The organism is Streptomyces sp. DvalAA-43, from assembly GCF_900091725.1.
GTDB lineage: Bacteria > Actinomycetota > Actinomycetes > Streptomycetales > Streptomycetaceae > Streptomyces > Streptomyces pulveraceus.
On record NZ_FMBW01000073.1, the window covers coordinates 1 to 15,564 of the forward strand.

The following is a 15,564-nucleotide window of genomic DNA, read 5'->3' on the forward strand; positions in this document are numbered from 1 at the left end:
GGCCGGTCCCCGTCCGGGCAACAAACCCCTTCACCTCCGGTGGCTCGACGGGCATGGCCCGTCCGCAGGCGCCCCGTCCCGGCGGCGCCCCGCGTCCCGGCGGCGGCCAGGACCGTCCGGGCGCCCCGCGTCCGCAGGGCGGCCCCGGTGGCGCGCAGACCGGGCGGCCTCAGGGTCCTGGCGGTGCCCGTCCGACTCCGGGCGGCATGCCCCGTCCGCAGGCTCCCCGTCCGGGCGGTGCCCCCGGCGGTAACCGTCCGAACCCGGGCATGATGCCGCAGCGTCCCGCTGCCGGCCCGCGTCCCGGTGGTGGCCCCGGCGGTGGCCGTGGTCCCGGTGGCGGCGGTCGTCCCGGCGGCGGTGGCGGCGCAGGCCGTCCCGGCGGCGGTGGCTTCGCAGGCCGTCCGGCCGGTCCCGGTGGCGGTGGCGGCGGTTTCGCCGGTCGTCCCGGTGGCGGCGGCGGTGGCGGTGCGGGTCGTCCCGGCGGTGGCGGCGGCTTCGGCGGTCGTCCCGGCTTCGGTGGACGTCCCGGCGGCCCCGGTGGCCGTGGTGGCACACAGGGTGCGTTCGGCCGTCCCGGCGGTCCCGCGCGTCGTGGTCGCAAGTCGAAGCGGCAGAGGCGCCAGGAGTACGAGGCCATGCAGGCCCCGTCGGTGGGCGGCGTCATGCTGCCTCGCGGCAACGGACAGTCCGTCCGTCTGTCGCGCGGTGCCTCCCTCACCGACTTCGCGGAGAAGATCAACGCCAACCCGGCGTCGCTCGTCGCCGTGATGATGAACCTCGGCGAGATGGTCACGGCGACGCAGTCCGTCTCCGACGACACTCTCAGGCTGCTCGCGGACGAGATGAACTACGTCCTCGAGATCGTCAGCCCCGAGGAGGAGGACCGCGAGCTGCTGGAGTCCTTCGACATCGAGTTCGGCGAGGACGAGGGCGGCGAAGAGGCCCTGGTCTCCCGTCCGCCGGTCGTGACCGTCATGGGTCACGTCGACCACGGAAAGACCCGACTGCTGGACGCGATCCGCAAGACGAACGTCGTCGCGGGCGAGGCCGGCGGCATCACCCAGCACATCGGTGCCTACCAGGTCTCCTCCGAGGTCAACGGCGAGGACCGCCGGATCACCTTCATCGACACCCCGGGTCACGAGGCGTTCACCGCCATGCGTGCCCGTGGTGCGAAGTCCACCGACATCGCGATCCTCGTGGTGGCGGCGAACGACGGTGTGATGCCCCAGACGATCGAGGCGCTGAACCACGCCAAGGCGGCCGAGGTGCCGATCGTGGTCGCGGTCAACAAGATCGACGTCGAGGGTGCCGACCCGACCAAGGTGCGCGGTCAGCTCACCGAGTTCGGTCTGGTGGCCGAGGAGTACGGCGGCGACACGATGTTCGTCGACATCTCCGCCAAGCAGGGCCTCAACATCGAGGCACTGCTGGAGGCCGTCGTCCTCACCGCCGACGCCTCGCTCGACCTGCGGGCCAACCCGGAGCAGGACGCGCAGGGTATTGCGATCGAGTCCCACCTCGACCGCGGTCGCGGTGCCGTTTCGACGGTCCTGGTCCAGCGCGGCACGCTGCGCATCGGCGACACGATGGTGGTCGGCGACGCGTACGGCCGTGTCCGGGCGATGCTCGACGACAACGGCAACAACGTCGAGGAAGCGGGTCCGTCGACCCCCGTCCTCGTGCTCGGTCTCACCAACGTCCCGGGTGCCGGCGACAACTTCCTGGTGGTCGACGAGGACCGTACGGCCCGTCAGATCGCCGAGAAGCGTGCCGCCCGTGAGCGCAACGCCAACTTCGCCCGCAAGGGCGTCCGGTTCTCCCTGGAGAACCTGGACGAGGCGCTCAAGGCCGGTCTGGTCCAGGAGCTCAACCTCATCATCAAGGGCGACGCGTCCGGTTCGGTGGAGGCTCTCGAGTCCTCGCTGCTCCAGCTCGACGTCGGCGAAGAGGTCGACATCCGGGTCCTGCACCGCGGTGTGGGTGCGGTCACCGAGTCGGACATCGACCTGGCGACCGGCTCCGACGCCATCGTCATCGGCTTCAACGTCCGCGCTGCCGGGCGTGCCCAGCAGATGGCGGAGCGCGAGGGTGTCGACGTCCGCTACTACTCGGTGATCTACCAGGCCATCGAGGAGATCGAGGCGGCCCTCAAGGGCATGCTCAAGCCGGAGTACGAAGAGGTCGAGCTCGGTACGGCGGAGATCCGCGAGATCTTCCGCTCGTCCAAGCTGGGCAACATCGCCGGTGTGCTGGTCCGCTCCGGCGAGGTCAAGCGCAACACCAAGGCGCGCCTGCTGCGCGATGGCAAGGTCATCGCGGAGAACCTCAACATCTCCGGTCTGCGCCGCTTCAAGGACGACGTCACCGAGATCCGCGAAGGCTTCGAGGGCGGTATCAACCTCGGAAACTTCAACGACATCAAGATCGACGACGTCATCGCGACGTACGAGATGCGCGAGAAGCCGCGAGGCTGATCCACGGGGAATTCCGGGGGGAGACCCCCGGATCTCTCTTCCACAGTCGGGGCCGGTCGACGGGTCGTATTTCCGTCGATCGGCCCCGGCCGTTCCGTGTACGGTTCTGGTGTCCCTGCCAAGCACTGGCGGGGCGCGAACCCGAACCGGCGGGACATCCGGACACACATGTATGTGGGGACACTGTCCTTCGATCTGCTCCTCGGCGACGTACGGTCGTTGAAGGAGAAGCGCTCAGTCGTCCGTCCGATCGTCGCCGAGCTCCAGCGCAAATTCGCGGTGAGCGCGGCGGAGGTGGGCGGTCAGGATCTCCATCGCAGGGCCGAGATCGGCCTTGCCGTGGTCTCCGGGGAGACCGGACACCTCACAGATGTTCTGGACCGGTGCGAGCGGCTGGTGGCCGCCCGCCCGGAAGTGGAGCTGCTGTCCGTACGACGGCGGGTCCACAGCGACGAAGACGATTGAGCAAGGCGAAGAAGGAGACGGACCAGTGGCCGACAACGCGCGGGCGAAGAAGCTGGCGGACCTCATCCAGGAGGTGGTCGCCGAGAAACTGCAGCGCGGTATCAAGGACCCGCGTCTGGGTACGCACGTGACCATCACGGACACCCGGGTCACCGGTGACCTGCGGGAGGCCACGGTCTTCTACACGGTCTACGGCGACGACGAGGAGCGGGCGAGCGCCGCGGCCGGTCTGGAGAGCGCCAAGGGCATCCTGCGTTCCGCGGTCGGAGCGGCGGCGGGGACGAAGTTCACCCCCACGCTGGCCTTCGTGGCCGACGCCCTTCCGGAGAACGCCAAGGCGATCGAGGACCTCCTCGACCGGGCGCGTGCCTCGGACGCGCGGGTGCGCGAGGCGTCCTCCGGCGCCACGTACGCCGGTGGTGCCGACCCGTACCGCAAGGCGGACGACGAGAACGACGAGGACGCCGCCTCCGAATGACATCGCAGAAAACGCCGGACGGCCTTGTCATCGTCGACAAGCCGTCCGGCTTCACCTCGCACGACGTCGTCGCCAAGATGCGCGGCATCGCCCGGACCCGCCGGGTCGGCCACGCCGGCACGCTGGACCCGATGGCGACGGGGGTTCTCGTGCTCGGTGTCGAGAAGGCCACCAAACTGCTGGGCCACCTCGCGCTGACCGAGAAGGAGTACCTCGGCACGATCCGGCTCGGCCAGAACACCGTCACGGACGACGCGGAGGGCGAGATCACCTCGTCCACCGACGCCTCCGGCGTGACCCGGGACGGCATCGACGCCGGGGTCGCGGCCCTGACCGGACCGATCATGCAGGTGCCGTCCAAGGTCAGCGCCATCAAGATCGACGGCAAGCGGTCCTACGCGCGGGTACGCGGCGGCGAGGAGTTCGAGATCCCGGCCCGGCCGGTGACGATCTCGTCCTTCCGCGTCTACGACGTCCGGCCGGAGACTGCCGAGGACGGCACCCCGGTCGTCGACCTGGTCGTCTCGGTGGTCTGCTCCTCGGGTACGTACATCCGTGCGATCGCCCGGGACCTCGGCGCCGGGCTCGGCGTCGGCGGGCATCTGACCGCGCTGCGGCGCACCCGGGTCGGGCCCTACGGCCTCGACGCGGCGCGGACGCTCGACCAGCACCAGCAGGAGCTGACCGTGATGCCGGTGGCCGAGGCCGCCGCCTCGGCCTTCCCCCGCTGGGACGTGGACGAGAAGCGCGCCAAGCTGCTGCTGAACGGCGTACGGCTGGACATGCCGGCCTTTCCGCCGGGACCGGTCGGTGTCTTCGGACCCGACGGCCGGTTCCTGGTCCTCGTCGAGGAGCAGAAGGGCAAGGCCAAGAGCCTGGCCGTATTCGCCTGACGGGTGGACCGGCCTCCGGGACGTCATCGTGGAGCGGGCGGGGCAGTTCCCTGCGCCCGCTCCACGGTCCCTCACATGTTCTGTCCACCGGGCGCCTTCAATTCACCCCAATGAGCAGGCGCTCGGAGTGAATCAGGGGTGCATTCGGGGGCGCGTTTACTCCGAGTGGTCCACGCGCTGATCATCCGGCCTAACGTCGGACCATGGAAAGCGGGGACCGGACAGCGCTGGTACGTATCTGCGATCCGGCCGGCCGGCCGAGGGGGACCGGGTTCGTCGCGGACGACCGGGGCACGGTCCTGACCAGCCACGAAGCCGTGGCCGGCCTCGCCCGGTCCGTCCTGCACGGAGCGGGCGGCCGCAGCCGCACCGTCGAGGCCGGGGACATCACCGCGCTGCCCGAGCTGGACCTCGCGCTGCTGCCCACCGCCGGCCCCGGTGAGCTGGGCGTCGAACCCGTCGCGATCGCCCTGCGCGACCGGATCGACGCCGGTACGTACGTGACGATCGCCGCGCACGGCTGGCGCGAGGCCCGGGTGCTCGGCACGGCCCCCGTGACGTACACCGCGCACGGCCGCTCCCACCGGATCGGCGCGGCGCTGGAGCTGGCGCTCGGCACGGACGGCAGGGACGCCCTGCGGCTGGGCGGCGCCGCCGTGGGCGGGCCCGTCCTCGACCCGGAGAGCGGCGCGGTCATCGCCGTGCTGGGCAGTGCGCTGCGCGCCGGACATCCGGGCGCGTTCGCCGTGCCGCTGTGGGCGGCGGGCACCGGCGGCCCGCTCGACGCACTGCTGCGGCGCAACGCGACGAGCGTCCCCGGATACGGGCGCGACCTCAATCTCGCGGGCGCCCTGCACCTCACCGCCACCTCGCTCGGCTCCTCGGACGGCCCGGCCGCCTGCCCCGATCCGGTCGAACGCCCGGACGTCGTCGCGGAGCTCACCGCCTTCGAGTCCCCGGACCGCGCCGCGACGGCACCGGACGGTCCCGCCGTCGTCCTCGGCCTCGTCGGGGCACCGGGCACGGGCCGCACCACCGAACTGGCCGCGCTCACCGCACGCCGGGCGCGCGGCCCGGTCCCCGCACCCACCCTCTGGCTGCGCGGCGCCGACCTGCTGACCGACGACACCTCGGTCGCCGACGCCGTCGCCCGTGCACTGCGCCGGGCCGGAAGGATCGTCACCGCCGCCGGGGCCCGGGGCGACATGGCGAGCGCCACCCCCGAGCGGGTGGCCCGGCTGGCCGAGGAGTCCGGGAGCCCGTTGCTGGTCCTGCTGGACGGCCCCGAGGAGATGCCTCCCGCGCTGGCCCACGAGCCGGCCCGGTGGACCGACGCCACCGTCGCATGGCTGCGGGAGAACGGGGCGCGGCTCGTGATCGCCTGCGGGCCCGAGCACTGGGAGACGGCCGGCGCGCTCTGCCCGCCCGAAGTGCTGCACCGCCCCGCCAGACCGGCCGCGCGGCTGCCCTCCGCGGTCCGCCTGGGCGACCTCACCGCGGTCCAGGCCGAACGGGCCGGGGAGCGGTACGCCATCCCGCCCGGGGCGCTCGCCCCCGGCCACGACCGCCACCCGCTCACCCTGCGCCTGCTCGCGGAGGTGCGTGCCGCGCTGCCCGGCGACGTCGCCGGGCAGCCCGACACCGAGGAGGTCTTCGGTGCCCACCTGGACCTGATGTGCCTGCGCGTCGCGGTCCGTATCGCGGCCGCCTCGGGCCCGGCGCCGGGGGGCGGCGCGGTCCGCAGGCTGGCCGCCCGGGTGGCGGGGCAGGTCCACGAGGCGGCGCGGCGCTGTCTGGGCCCCGGCCAGGGGGAGCTGGACCGGGAGGCGTTCGAGGAGGTCTTCCCCTGGCGCACGGGCTGGGCGTCGGCCGTCCTCACCGAGGGCCTGCTCGTCCCGGCGGGCGCCGGCTACCGCTTCGCGCACGAGGAGCTGGGGGACTGGGTGCAGGGCGCCCACCTGGATGTGGACGCGGCACTGTACGCGCTGGTCCACCGGTGGCATGCGCAGGAGGGGCCGCGCCAGGAGCCGGGCCCGACGGTGGCCGGACGCCGGGTCCCGCGGCCGAGGAGCCCGCGTACGGGGCGCGAACGGGCCGCGGCGGTGTCCACGCAGCCGCGTACGGGGCGGGGCGGGGCGGTGCCCATGGAGCCGTGTACGGGGCGGGGCGGGGCGCCTCTGCCGGACCCGGCGGAGCAGCCCAGGGCGGCGACCGGGCCGCGCACCCTGCCCGTGCCGCGTCATCGCATCGGCCCGGTGATCCAGGCCCTGCTGCTCCTGGGCCGCCGACAGGGGCCCGCCGCGCTCTCCCACCAGCTGGCCGATCTCATCGACGCGCTGGACCGGCTGTCGGCGGAGGAGGGTCCGGGTGCGGATCCGGAGGCGGCGGACGGTGTCGTGGCCGACAGAACACCGCGTCATGACGCCCGCTGGTGGGCGGTCCGGCTGCTCTCCGAGACCCTGCTCCGGGTGCCCGACGCCCGTCCGTATCTCGGCGTGCTGCGACTGTTGGCCGGCCGGGTCGTGCGCCGGGCGGCCGCGGGCCCGGGGACGTACGCCGCGTTCGGGCCGTGGTTCTGGCGGCGGCTGAGACTGCCCGAGGAGGACCGGATCGATCTGTTCCGGCGTCTCGTCCCCGCCGACGAGCCGCCCCGCGCCGACCGTTCCTGCGGTACGCCCCCCGACGCCGACGGCGAACGGTTCCTGGACGCCGTCGCGCGACGGCTCGCCGACCGGCCCCGGACCGTACAGCCCCTGCTGTGCAGCTGGTTCACCGACGAGCGCCCGCTGCCCGCCGGGGACGGGGGCGCGATGCGGCCGACCGTGGCCGCCGCCGCCCAGGCGCTCCTCTACGCCCGCCGGGACCTGGCCGTCGACGATCTGACCGACGCGCTCGTCTCCACCTCCCACCCCAGGGCCGAGGAGCTGCTCGCCGCGCTGGCCGAGGACGCGCCCGCCGCGCTGTGCCGGGCCGTCCACCGCTGGGCCCACGACGAGGACCGGCCCGCCCGCCGCACCGCCGCCGCCTCCTATGCGCTGGTCACCTCGGCGCACACCACCCTCGACGCCGACCGCGAGCTGCTGCGCGGATCGGCCCTGGCGCTGCTGGCCCGCCCGGCGGACGCCGCCCTGCACGGGGCCGCGCTCGCCCTCCTCGTACAGGATCCGCGGACCAGGGACCGCTATCTCCCACAGGCGCTCCGGGCCTTCGTCGCGGGGGAGTCCGGGCCGTCCGCGCAGGCGCTCGCTGTCGCCTTGCCCTCCCATCCGGAACCGGTGCTCGCCGCGTTCCGGGAGCGGCTCACCCGGCCGGACGAGGGGGCGGGCGAGACGCTCCGCTCGCTCGCCGGGATCGAGGCCCCCGCGCTCGCCCTGCACACCGCCGGACTCGTGCGCGCCTACATCGACAGCCACCCGGACGACACCGTGCACGCGGCCTCGTACGTCGACCGGAGGCTGGAGCGGGGCCCAGCCGCCCGCGCCCTGCTGCTGCCGCTGATCACCGGGCTGCTGCGGGACCGTCCGGTGGCGCCGCCGGTACGCGGTGCGCTCGCCGGGGTGCTCGCCGCGCCCGGCAGTCCCGCCTCCGGGCCGCTGCGGGAACAGCTGCTGGAGGTCCTGCTGGATTTCGAGCAGGAGGCCCACCGGGATCCGGCCGTGCTCGACGCGCTGCTGCGGGCCGCCGCGACCGGTTCCGGCAAGCGCGCCCCCGCCCGTACCCGCGCCCTGGTCCACCGCACCGGGACGCTGCTGGTCCGGACCCCCGAGGGCGCGGTCCGTTTCGACCGCGCGCTGGTCGAACTCGCCCGTGACGTGCCCGGATTCGCCGCCCTGGTCACCGGGTGGCTGGCCGGGGCTCCGCAGGAATGGGCGGCGCTCGTCGGCCCGAGCGCACGGCGCACGGTGGAGGCGCTGGGAAGCCGGAAGGCGATGCCGATGCAGGCCGCGGGGCGTGAGCATGGCAGTCTTAGACCTGCGTAACAGGCAATCTCACGTACACGGGTTCGGGCGAGGAGCGGTCACAGTGCAGCGCTGGCGTGGCTTGGAGGACATCCCCCAGGACTGGGGACGCAGCGTCGTCACCATCGGCTCCTACGACGGGGTGCACCGCGGACACCAGCTGATCATCGGGCGCGCTGTGGAGCGCGCCCGCGAGCTGGGCGTTCCCTCGGTCGTGGTGACCTTCGACCCGCATCCCAGCGAGGTCGTACGGCCCGGCAGCCACCCGCCGCTGCTCGCCCCGCACCACCGGCGCGCCGAGCTGATGGCGGAGCTGGGGGTGGACGCGGTGCTCATCCTGCCGTTCACCGCCGAGTTCTCGAAGCTGGCACCGGCCGACTTCATCGTGAAGGTCCTCGTCGACAAGCTGCACGCACAGCTGGTCATCGAGGGGCCCAACTTCCGCTTCGGCCACAAGGCCGCCGGGAACGTACAGCTGCTCACCGAGTTCGGTGAGACCTACGACTACGCCGTCGAGGTCATCGACCTGTACGTGAGCGGCGAGGCGGGCGGCGGCGAGCCGTTCTCCTCCACCCTCACCCGTCGGCTGGTGGCCGAGGGCGATGTCGCGGGCGCCGCCGAGATCCTGGGCCGCCCGCACCGGGTCGAGGGCATCGTGGTCCGCGGCGCGCAGCGCGGCCGCGAGCTCGGCTTCCCCACGGCCAACGTGGAGACCCTGCCGCACACCGCGATCCCCGCCGACGGCGTCTACGCGGGGTGGCTGAACGTGGACGGCGAGGCGATGCCCGCCGCGATCTCGGTCGGCACGAACCCGCAGTTCGACGCCACGGAGCGAACGGTGGAGGCGTACGCGATCGACCGCGTCGGCCTCGATCTGTACGGGCTCCATGTCGCGGTGGACTTCCTCGCGTATGTGCGCGGGATGCTGAAGTTCGAGTCGATCGACGATCTGCTCGTCGCGATGGCCGCCGATGTGAAGCGGTGCAGCGAGCTGATCTCAGCGTACGAGCGCGGCTGAACCCCCGCCGCGCGCGTAGGGGCGCGGCCGGTCTTCTTCCCGTGGGGCGACTCGGGGCCGGAACCGTCCTCGACGGTCCCGGCCCCGCGTCCTCGTATAGGCGGCCGGGTCAGGGGCGCGCCTTCGCGGCGGCGACCGCCCAGTGGCACGCCACCTGTGTCTGCCCGCCGCCCGCGAGCACCGGCAGATCCTGCGTACGGCAGGCCTCCGCGACGCCCGCCCGTTCCGCCTCGCCCGACGCCAGCACCTGGCAGCGGGCATGGAACCGGCAGCCGGACGGCACCCTGGACGGGTCCGGCGGCTCACCGGTCAGGATCACCGGCTCGGCCCCGGACTCCGGGAGCACCGACAACAGCGCCTGGGTGTACGGATGCTGAGGAGCCGTCAATATCTGCTCCACCTTTCCCGTCTCCACGATCCGCCCGAGGTACATCACCGCGACCCGGTCCGCGATGTTCCACGCCAGACCGAGATCGTGCGTGACCACCAGGGCGGACAGGCCCAGCTCGTCCCGCAGTCGCAGCAGCAGAGCCAGGATCTCCCCGCGCACCGAGGCGTCGAGCGAGGCCACCGGTTCGTCGGCGACGATCAGCTCGGGCTCCAGGACGAGCGCGCCCGCGATCACGACCCGCTGGCGCTGACCGCCGGACAGCTCATGCGGATAGCGCAGGAAGAATCGTTCCGGCGGCCGAAGACCGGCCCGCGACAGCGCCCCGGCGACCGCCTCCCGCTCGTCCCCGGCGTAGCCGTGGATCCGCAGGCCCTCGGCGACGGCGTCGTACACCGTGTGCCTCGGATTGAGCGAACCGCTGGGATCCTGGAGCACCAGCTGGACCCGCTTGCGGTACGTCTTCAGCGCCCGGCTCGCGTAGTCGAGCGGCTTGCCGCCGAAGGTGACCTGGCCGGACGTCGGCGGGACCAGCCCCAGCAGCGAACGCGCCAGCGTCGTCTTGCCGCAGCCCGACTCGCCGACCAGTGCGACGATCTCGCCGGGCCGGATGTCCAGGTCGACACTGTCCACGGCCCGCGCCGGGGCGGCCCCGCGCCGGCCGGGGAAGGTGACCTTCAGCCCCTGGGCGCTGAGCAGCGCAGTGGTGGTGGTCATGGTGTGCTCCTTGCTTCCTCGGCGCCCGGCCGGGCCGCGACCGCCCCCGGCTCCACCAGCACGCAGGCGGCCCGCCGCTCCGGCCCCGCGTCCCGCAGCTCCTGATCCTCGGTCACGCAGGACTCCAGGGCCACCGGACAGCGCGGATGGAAGGTGCAGCCGCCGGGCAGCGCCGACGGGTCCGGCGGATCGCCGGGCAGCCCGCGGGGCGCGAACCGGGAGGCCGGGTCGCCGATGCGCGGGAACGCGCCGGACAGGGCCTTGCCGTACGGATGGTGCGCGTTCTCGTAGACCTCGGACGCCGGGCCCTCCTCGACGACCCGGCCCGCGTACATCACCGCGAGCCGGTCGCAGGTGTCGGAGAGCACCGCGAGGTCATGGCTGATCATGATCAGGCCGAGGTCCTGCTCGGACACCAGCTGCTCGATCAGCCGCAGGATCTGGGCCTGGATCATCACATCGAGAGCCGTGGTCGGCTCGTCCGCGATGATCAGCCCCGGGTCGCAGGCGAGCGCCATCGCGATCATCACGCGCTGGCGTTGACCGCCGGAGAGCTCGTGCGGATAGGCGGAGGCGCGGGCGGCGGGCAGCCCCACCTGCTCCAGCAGCTCGCCGGCCTTCTTCGCCGCACCGGCCTGCGTCGCCTTCCGGTGCAGCAGAATCGGTTCGGCGATCTGTTCTCCGATGCGGTGCACCGCGTTGAGCGAGTGCATCGCGCCCTGGAAGACGATCGACGCGCCTGCCCAGCGCACCGCCCGGACCTGGCCCCACTTCATGGTGAGGACGTCCTCGCCGTTCAGCAGGATCTCGCCGGAGACCTTCGTGCCGGCGGGCAGCAGCCGCAGCAGCGCGAGCGCCAGCGTCGACTTCCCGCAGCCCGACTCGCCGGCGATGCCGAGCTTCTGCCCCGCGTCGACCGAGAGGTTCACACCGCGGACGGCCTGTGCTCCGCCGGCGTACGTCACCGTGAGGTCCCGTACGTCCAGGAGCGGTGTCTTGCGGATGCTCGTCGTGCTCAACGGGCCACCCCCAGCTTGGGATTGAGGACGGACTCGATGGCGCGGCCGCACAGCGTGAACGCCAGGGCCACCAGGGCGATGGCGATGCCGGGCGGTGCCAGGTACCACCAGTCGCCCGCGCTGACGGCGCCCGCCTCGCGAGCGTCCTGGAGCATGCCGCCCCAGGAGGTGGTGGTCGGGTCGCTGAGACCGAGGAAGGCCAGGGTGGCCTCGGTGAGGATCGCGCTGGAGATCACCAGTGTGGTCTGCGCCAGCACCAGCGGCATCACGTTCGGCAGCACGTGCCGGATCATGATGTGCCCGTGACCGCCGCCCAGTGCGCGGGCGCGTTCGATGTACGGGCGCGACTCCACCGCGAGCGTCTGGGCCCGCACCAGCCGGGCCGTGGTCGGCCAGGTCGTGACCCCGATCGCGATGATGACCGTCCACATCGAGCGGTCCATCACGGTGGCGAGCGCGATGGCGAGGACCAGGGTCGGCATCACCAGGAACCAGTCGGTGATCCGCATCAGGACCGTCGAGTACCAGCCGTGGAAGTGGCCCGCGACGATGCCGACGACCGTACCGATGGCGACGCACAGAAACGCCGCGAGCAGCCCGACCGTCAGCGAGACCCGGGTACCCCACACCAGCAGGGCCAGCACACTGCGTCCGAACTGATCGGTGCCCAGCGGGAATTCACCGCTCGGCGACTCCAGCGCGCCACCCGGGGCGTCGGTGACGCTCTGCGAGTCGGCGCCGACGAGCTGCGGCGCGAACAGGGCGACCAACGCGATCGCGACGAGCGCGGCCAGACCCCACAGTCCGCTCCGGTGGCCCCGGTACGCCCGCCAGAAGCGGGCGGCGGACCGGCGCTTGCGCGCGCGGGCCAGAGCGCGTGGATTCCCCTCGGTCTCCGCCTTCGTGGGCGTGGGCGTGGGCATGGATTCGGTCGTCATCGGCCCACCCGGGGATCGAGCAGCGGATAGAGCACGTCGGCAAGGGTGTTCGCCAGGATCACCGCGGTGGCGAAGACGAAGAACAGCGCTTGCACGAGCGGGAGATCGGGCACGCTGAGTGCCTGGTAGAAGAGGCCGCCGAGGCCCGGCCAGGAGAACACCGTCTCGACCAGGATCTGTCCGGCGACCACATGCCCGAGGTTCACGAACATCAGAGTGAAGGTCGGCAGCATCGCGTTCGGCACGGCGTGCTTGCGGCGTACGACATCGTCCCGCAGCCCCTTCGCGCGGGCCGTCGTCAGATAGTCGCTGCCCATCTCGTCGAGCAGCGAGGAGCGCATCACCAGCAGCGTCTGCGCGTACCCGACGGCGACCAGCGTGATCACCGGAAGAACCAGATGGTGCGCCACGTCCAGGACGTAGGCGAAGCCGGTCTCGTTGCCCGACTCCAGCCCGCCGGTCGGGAACATCCCGGGGATCGGGCCGATGCCCACCGAGAAGACGATGATCAGGAGCAGGCCCAGCCAGAACGACGGCACGGAGTAGAGCGTGAGCGCGAACGCGGTGTTGAAGCGGTCGCTCAGGGAGCCGTTGCGCCAGGCGGTCCGGGTGCCGAGCCAGATGCCGAGCGCGGTGTAGAGGACGTACGAGGTGCCGGTGAGGAGCAGGGTCGCCGGTAGCGCCTCGGTGATCTTGTCGATGACCGGCGCGTGGAACTGGAACGAGGTGCCGAAGTCGCCCGTGAGGGCGTCTGCGACATAGGTCGTGAACTGCTGCCACATCGGCTGGTCGAGTCCGAACTGATGCCGCAGCGACTGGAGTTGCTCGGCGGACACGGGCCGGCCGCCCGTCATCTGCTTCACCGGGTCGCTGGGGAGCAGCCGGAAGAGGAAGAAGCTGGTGACCAGGACCGCGAACAGCGATACCGCTGCCCCCGCGATCTTGGCCGCCACGTACTGGAGATAGGCCTTGGTGTTGCGCGCCCGTGGACCGCGGGCGGCCGACGCGCCGGGCTGAGCCGGGCCGTCGGTGTCCGCGTCCGCGATCTGCACGAGCGCCGGAGTGCTGTCAGCTGTCATGGGGAACTCTCGTTACTCGTGCTGCACGTGGAGGGGCCGGCCGGCGGGGCGGGTGCTCCCCGGCCGGCCCCTCTTCACCCGTCCGAGTGATTACTCGCGGTCGTCCGCCGTGTTGCGGCGGCGCATCGCGATGAACAGCCCGCCGCCGACGAGCACCACGACCACCACGATGATGCCGACGACGACGCCGGTGGAGCCCGACCCGCCGGAACCGTCCGAACTGCCGCCGGACGCGGGAACGGCCGACCACCAGCTCCAGTAGCCGTCCTGGCCGTAGATGTTCCCGGCCGCCTCGGGCATGGTCGTGATCGACTTGATCTGGTCGGTGCGGTACGCCTCCAGCGCGTTCGGGTACGCGATGACGCTCATGTACCCGGAGTCGTAGAGCCACGACTGCATCTGGTCGACGATCTCGGTGCGCTTGGCGGGGTCGTACTCGGCGAGCTGCTTCTTGTAGAGCTCGTCGTACTTCTTGTCGCAGATGAAGTTGTCGGTGGAGGCGCTGTCCTTCGCCTTCGCCGGCAGTGCGGCGCAGGTGTGGATGCCGAGGACGAAGTCGGGGTCCGGGTTGACCGACCAGCCGTCGAAGGCCAGGTCGTACTCACCGGCATACCAGGGAACGGAGACGTCGTCGAGGCAGTCGACCTTCAGGCCGATGCCGAGCTTGCCCCACCACTCCTTGAGGTACTTGCCGACCGCCTTGTCGTTGGGGTCCGTGGCGTGGCAGAGGATGCGCAGGTCGAGCGGCTTGCCGTCCTTGCCGACCCGCTGGTCGCCCTTGAGCCGGTAGCCCGCCTCGTCGAGCAGCCTGGCCGCCTTGGCCGGGTCGTAGGCGAGGCTCTGCTCGGCGGTGGGCTGCCAGTGGTACGCGGAGAAGCGCGGCGGGATGTAGCCCTGGCCCTCGACGGCGTGGCCCTGGAAGACCTTGTCGATGATGGTCTTGCGGTCGATGGACAGGAAGAGGGCCTGGCGCACCTTCTGGTCGAGAAGGGCCTTGTTGCCGTCGCCGAACTTCTTGCCGTCCTTGGTCTGCGCGCCCGGGTTGGCGGCCAGCGCGAAGAAGCGGCGGCCGGGACCCTCGTTGACCTTGACGTTCTTCTCGCCCTTGAGGGACGCGGCCTGAGCGGGCGTCAGCGCGGGGGAGCCGGCGACGAAGGAGACCTCGCCCTTGCGCAGCGCGGCGACGGCGGCGTCCTGGTCCTTGTACGTCTTGAAGACCAGCTCGTCGAACTTGGGTCTGCCGCGCCAGAAGTCCTTGTTGGCCTTGAGCTTCACATACTGGTCGACCTTGTAGTCGGTCAGGATGAACGGCCCGTTGCCGACGACCGGGAACGACGTGTCGTTGTTGAACTTGGAGAAGTCACCGACCTTCTCCCAGACGTGCTTCGGCACGATCGGCACATCGAGTGCCGCCATGGTGGCCTGCGGCTCCTTGAGCTCGATGACCAGCTGGGTCGGGCTGGGAGCCGTGACCTTCTTGAAGTTCGCGACGAAGTTGCCGTTGGCCTGCGCGGCGCCCTCGTCGGTCATCATCTTGTTGAACGTCCAGGCCGCGTCCTCGGCGGTGGCCTGCTGCCCGTCCGACCACTTCGAGTCGGACCGGATGGTGTACGTCCAGGTCAACTTGTCCGCGGACGGCTCCCACTTGGTGGCCAGGCCGGGGATCGCGTGGTTGTCCTTGGTGTCGTAGTTGGTGAGGAAGTCGTACATGAGCCGGGTGATGCTGGTGCTGAGCAGCTTCTGGGCCAGGAACGGGCTCATCGAGTCGGCGCTCTGTGCGACGGCGACGGTCAGTGTCGACTTCCCGCCGTCGGCTGCCTGCGCCTGCTGCGGTGCGGCGCCGAGCGGCACACCCGGGACGACGGACCCGGCGGCCAGCGCCAGTGCGGCGGCACCGGAGGCCAGGAGCACACGCAGCCGTGTGCGTGGCTTGGCGGAGCGTGGTGGAACTCTTTCGACCATGGTCAGGGACCTCGCGTCATGACTCGCACGGAGAAGGCGGGTTGATCTGTGGTTCGCCAGCTGGTGAAGCGAAGGTTTATCAGCGGTGGTCGAGTTGCGTCAACGGTCATCGAAACGGCGTGTGGGCTGCGGGAATGTGCAGAGGGCCCGCACCGTGGAGACGGTGCG

At 71.8% G+C, this 15,564-nt stretch carries 10 protein-coding genes and 1 pseudogene; 6 read left to right on the plus strand and 5 right to left on the minus strand.

The window, feature by feature from the left end:
* The 6 genes and pseudogenes from infB to GA0115234_RS31080 form a co-directional block, all read left to right on the plus strand.
* Positions 1 to 2,480 (plus strand): annotated as a pseudogene (gene infB, locus GA0115234_RS31055) (translation initiation factor IF-2); the annotation flags it as partial.
* A gap of 168 nt (positions 2,481 to 2,648) precedes the next feature.
* The gene (locus tag GA0115234_RS31060; RefSeq protein ID WP_093548378.1) at positions 2,649 to 2,945 is read left to right on the plus strand and encodes a DUF503 domain-containing protein; all 297 of its coding nucleotides are present in this window, start codon (positions 2,649 to 2,651) and stop codon (positions 2,943 to 2,945) included.
* A gap of 25 nt (positions 2,946 to 2,970) precedes the next feature.
* Positions 2,971 to 3,423 carry a 30S ribosome-binding factor RbfA gene (gene rbfA, locus GA0115234_RS31065; protein WP_093548380.1) on the plus strand — a complete coding sequence of 151 codons (453 nt, stop codon included), beginning with the start codon at positions 2,971 to 2,973 and terminating at the stop codon, positions 3,421 to 3,423.
* The gene (gene truB, locus GA0115234_RS31070; RefSeq protein ID WP_093548382.1) at positions 3,420 to 4,316 is read left to right on the plus strand and encodes a tRNA pseudouridine(55) synthase TruB; all 897 of its coding nucleotides are present in this window, start codon (positions 3,420 to 3,422) and stop codon (positions 4,314 to 4,316) included. The genes rbfA and truB overlap by 4 nt, the downstream gene beginning before the upstream one ends.
* Positions 4,317 to 4,519: 203 nt before the next feature.
* Complete coding sequence (locus GA0115234_RS31075) at positions 4,520 to 8,296, plus strand: S1 family peptidase (RefSeq protein WP_093548384.1); 3,777 nt, start codon at positions 4,520 to 4,522, stop codon at positions 8,294 to 8,296.
* 43 nt (positions 8,297 to 8,339) lie between these two features.
* Positions 8,340 to 9,293 (plus strand): bifunctional riboflavin kinase/FAD synthetase, encoded by a 954-nt coding sequence (locus GA0115234_RS31080; protein ID WP_093548386.1) that lies wholly within the window; start codon positions 8,340 to 8,342, stop codon positions 9,291 to 9,293.
* Between the two features lie 109 nt (positions 9,294 to 9,402).
* Here the strand turns inward: GA0115234_RS31080 and GA0115234_RS31085 are convergent, their stop codons facing one another.
* The 5 genes from GA0115234_RS31085 to GA0115234_RS31105 form a co-directional block, all read right to left on the minus strand.
* Positions 9,403 to 10,398, minus strand: a complete 996-nt coding sequence (locus GA0115234_RS31085; protein ID WP_093548388.1) for an oligopeptide/dipeptide ABC transporter ATP-binding protein — start codon at positions 10,396 to 10,398, stop codon at positions 9,403 to 9,405.
* Positions 10,395 to 11,417: an ABC transporter ATP-binding protein gene (locus tag GA0115234_RS31090; protein WP_093548390.1), complete on the minus strand. Its 1,023-nt coding sequence runs from the start codon at positions 11,415 to 11,417 to the stop codon at positions 10,395 to 10,397. Before GA0115234_RS31090 ends, GA0115234_RS31085 begins: the two co-directional genes overlap by 4 nt.
* On the minus strand, positions 11,414 to 12,355 hold the full coding sequence (locus GA0115234_RS31095; RefSeq protein ID WP_093548391.1) for an ABC transporter permease: 942 nt from the start codon (positions 12,353 to 12,355) through the stop codon (positions 11,414 to 11,416). Before GA0115234_RS31095 ends, GA0115234_RS31090 begins: the two co-directional genes overlap by 4 nt.
* The gene (locus GA0115234_RS31100) at positions 12,352 to 13,434 is read right to left on the minus strand and encodes an ABC transporter permease (protein WP_093548393.1); all 1,083 of its coding nucleotides are present in this window, start codon (positions 13,432 to 13,434) and stop codon (positions 12,352 to 12,354) included. Before GA0115234_RS31100 ends, GA0115234_RS31095 begins: the two co-directional genes overlap by 4 nt.
* 90 nt (positions 13,435 to 13,524) lie before the next feature.
* Complete coding sequence (locus tag GA0115234_RS31105; protein ID WP_093548394.1) at positions 13,525 to 15,396, minus strand: ABC transporter substrate-binding protein; 1,872 nt, start codon at positions 15,394 to 15,396, stop codon at positions 13,525 to 13,527.
* Between the last annotated feature and the right edge of the window lie 168 nt (positions 15,397 to 15,564).

What these genes read in the sequence shown, in the direction of transcription:
- GA0115234_RS31075 (WP_093548384.1), top strand. Translation starts at nt 4,520, where the DNA reads ATGGAAAGCGGGGACCGGACAGCGCTGGTACGTATCTGCGATCCGGCC.
- GA0115234_RS31060 (WP_093548378.1), top strand. Translation starts at nt 2,649, where the DNA reads ATGTATGTGGGGACACTGTCCTTCGATCTGCTCCTCGGCGACGTACGG.
- truB (WP_093548382.1), top strand. Translation starts at nt 3,420, where the DNA reads ATGACATCGCAGAAAACGCCGGACGGCCTTGTCATCGTCGACAAGCCG.
- GA0115234_RS31095 (WP_093548391.1), bottom strand. Translation starts at nt 12,355, where the DNA reads ATGACGACCGAATCCATGCCCACGCCCACGCCCACGAAGGCGGAGACC.
- GA0115234_RS31100 (WP_093548393.1), bottom strand. Translation starts at nt 13,434, where the DNA reads ATGACAGCTGACAGCACTCCGGCGCTCGTGCAGATCGCGGACGCGGAC.
- GA0115234_RS31085 (WP_093548388.1), bottom strand. Translation starts at nt 10,398, where the DNA reads ATGACCACCACCACTGCGCTGCTCAGCGCCCAGGGGCTGAAGGTCACC.
- GA0115234_RS31105 (WP_093548394.1), bottom strand. Translation starts at nt 15,396, where the DNA reads ATGGTCGAAAGAGTTCCACCACGCTCCGCCAAGCCACGCACACGGCTG.